Source organism: Thermogutta sp. (assembly GCF_014359955.1).
Classification (GTDB): Bacteria; Planctomycetota; Planctomycetia; order Pirellulales; family Thermoguttaceae; genus Thermogutta.
Genome location: NZ_JACIYL010000611.1, coordinates 1 through 2,775, shown reverse-complemented (window position 1 = coordinate 2,775; position 2,775 = coordinate 1). Strand labels below are relative to the sequence as shown.

General features: G+C 57.9%; 3 protein-coding genes. 2 read left to right on the top strand and 1 reads right to left on the bottom strand.

The annotated features are described in order from the left end of the window. Together H5U08_RS15000 and H5U08_RS14995 are read left to right on the top strand one after the other, a co-directional pair. Positions 1-214: L-rhamnose mutarotase (locus H5U08_RS15000; protein ID WP_297034800.1), on the top strand; the 214-nt coding region annotated here is incomplete at its 5' end. A gap of 99 nt (positions 215-313) precedes the next feature. Beyond that, positions 314-1,216 (top strand): TIGR01777 family oxidoreductase, encoded by a 903-nt coding sequence (locus H5U08_RS14995; RefSeq protein WP_297034797.1) that lies wholly within the window; start codon positions 314-316, stop codon positions 1,214-1,216. A gap of 109 nt (positions 1,217-1,325) precedes the next feature. Here H5U08_RS14995 and H5U08_RS14990 read toward each other — a convergent pair whose 3' ends face one another. Then, complete coding sequence (locus H5U08_RS14990) at positions 1,326-2,549, bottom strand: Rid family hydrolase (RefSeq protein WP_297034795.1); 1,224 nt, start codon at positions 2,547-2,549, stop codon at positions 1,326-1,328. Between the last annotated feature and the right edge of the window lie 226 nt (positions 2,550-2,775).

Here is a 2,775-nt window from a genome sequence, read left to right as displayed (position 1 = left end):
CTCAATCTATCTGGCCGAGCTGGACGGAAAACTCTATCTTTTTAGTTACTACGAATACATCGGTGACGATTACGAAGCCGATATGGCCAAAATCGCGGCTGACCCGGAAACACAGCGCTGGTGGAAGGAGACCGATCCCTGCCAAATTCGATTGCCGGGGACGCCCGAGGGTAAATGGTGGAAGCCGATTCCCGAAGTCTTCCACACCGACTGAAGGTGAGTAGGCACGAATTCGGTTCCCGATGTTGGTTCTCCCGCGTGGGGTAACTTGATTGGCCCAAATCCCGGGCCCCCTTATTTTAGAGTACACATCATGAGAATTCTCCTCTCGGGAAGTTCGGGCCTGATTGGGCGGGCGGTCGCGCATGAGCTGCGACGCCAGGGACATGATCTTCTCGTGCTTGTGCGACGACCTCCCGCCGGCGACGGCGAAGTTTACTGGGATGCCCGAACGCGCATCGACAACGTGTCTCAGTTGGAGGGCATCGACGCGGCCATTCATCTGGCCGGAAGATCGGTGGCCTCTCGGTGGAATAGAGCGGTCAAGGAAGAAATTCGGACCAGCCGCATCGCCAGCACGCGATTGCTCGTCCGTACGCTGGCAAGTTTTCAAAAAAAGCCCCACACGTTTCTCTGTGCTTCAGCCATCGGGTTTTACGGTGATCGAGGCGAAGAGCCGCTCACCGAGCAGTCTCCTGCCGGGAGTGGTTTTCTGGCCCAAACCTGCGTGGAGTGGGAGACCGCGGCTCAGGAGGCACAGGCCCATGGCATTCGGTGGGTCGGTCTTCGATTCGGGCAGGTCCTTTCGTCGGAAGGCGGGGCCCTCCAACGGCTGTTGCCAATTTTTAAATGGGGGTTAGGCGGGCCGATTGGCAGCGGCAGAATGTGGTGGAGCTGGATTCTGCTTGAGGACGCCGTTCAGGCCATCTTGTTTCTGTTGGAGCGTGAAGAGTGTACGGGCCCGTTCAACATTGTGAGCCCGAACCCGGTGCGTAACAGGGAATTTGCGCACACGTTGGGACGTGTGCTTCACCGGCCGGCCATTTTCCCGGTCCCGGCCTTATTGTTGCGGGTGCTTTTCGGAGAGATGGCCCGGGAGGTCCTCCTTGCCAGTGCCTGCGTGCATCCAGAACGGCTGCAAGAGGCCGGGTTTCACTGGAGATTTCCGGAACTACGCGATGCCCTGGTGCACGCTGTGGGTCGCGCCTCGGGATGACCCATCAGTAATCGCGGCAATCCCGGTTTACTTTCCGCTGCAGCGAAAGCCGCCTGCGCATGTGATCGCAGACCTCTCTTCCCCGAAGCTGGCATTGAGTGCATCGCGCTCAGCAGTGGCCGTTATCACATTTCAGGTGCGAGAATGCCACGCCCTCGATTTCCACAAGAAGCTCGGGTCGGCAGACATCGGCGATGGCGTAAATGGTGGGTACCTCACCCAGGCGGCGATCGCAGATCGCTTTCACCTTGGAATAGTCGGCTGGATTCTTGATGTACACTCGCACAAGGGCCAACTGATTGAGGGTCGTTCCCAATCGGGGGAGATTGTGGCGGGCGAGATTTTCCTCGCTTACGAGGGCTGCGATATTGTCGAGAGTCTCTTCCGTTTGCTTTTCCACATCCCCAATGTGACGTGTTTCGGAATTCGTGATGCTCGCCGTGCCCGAGATGAAAATCGTCGCGTACGAGCCACATGAGAGCGCCATGGCCCGGGAGAACTTCGGGCTTTTCGGACCGTACTCGCACCCGTAGCCAAAAGCCGGGGTTTGTCGGGGGTTTTCCAACGGCATGGCCACAATGTCCCGGCGATCCGTCTTCATGGCGATGCAACTCATGATGAGGTGGTGCCCATCGACACCGATTCCCGTGCTTGCCGGATAGACGGCCCCTTTTTCCACGGGCAGATAGTTGGTGAGAAAACGAATGTTTTGGTAAAAGTCCGCCCGAGCGCGATTCAATTCCTTGTACCGCTGTTTGTCGCCTTCACCCTCGACAATCCCTCCTAGGTAAAGCCAGGTGCGAATGACCTGGGCAAAGTCGACTCCCACAGACCCTAGAATTCCCCGCATCTTGCTGAACGCGTTGAGTGCCTGTTGGTAAACCCCGTCCACCTCTGGATCAGGAGTGACATGCGCACAGTGGATCCATGAGACACCGTTGTGCGACGCGATCACGAGCTGTTCGCTCTTGCGCTCGATAGTCACATCGCCTTTCTTCCGACCCACACCCAGTGCCTCGATCGACACGAGGGCGCCGTGGCACGGCTTTTGAGGGACGTAGGTGGTGGCGGGGAATTCCGGCCCGTAAAACTCCCGCATCACGTCGCGGCATTCGGCAAGTTTGGAGTCATCGGCGAGAAAGACGACCTGATGCACGATCGAACCGAGCGTGCTTTCCTCTTTCATGACCGATTCGATCGTGCGCAAGGCGTCCCAGGTTTGCGTGGCTAGGTCACCGGAAACTCGCGGCACCGCCGCCGCAAAAACGTGCCGGACGTCGGTGAGATCCACCACCGAGTAGCCAACGCCGTCGCTACAGACCTTGCGAATCATGGGCGGGAAACCTTTTTTCGGGGGTGAGCTTACTCTTAGCATGTACGGAGCCACCATCGTTTGTCAATTTAATTGCGCGGGGACGACGCCAATCGAAATTGAGACTCAATTCGCTTCCGCCTGACGCCGCGTCCGTTCTCCAGTGGAAACCCTCTCAGCCCATCTGTGTTTGCTCCAAAAACCGTCGCGAGTACTTTGTCCCGGAGACGAAAACGTCTCGCCAGCT

Bases quoted from the DNA above. Each gene is read 5' to 3' on its own strand.
- H5U08_RS14995 (WP_297034797.1), top strand. From the start codon at position 314: ATGAGAATTCTCCTCTCGGGAAGTTCGGGCCTGATTGGGCGGGCGGTC.
- H5U08_RS14990 (WP_297034795.1), bottom strand. From the start codon at position 2,549: ATGATTCGCAAGGTCTGTAGCGACGGCGTTGGCTACTCGGTGGTGGAT.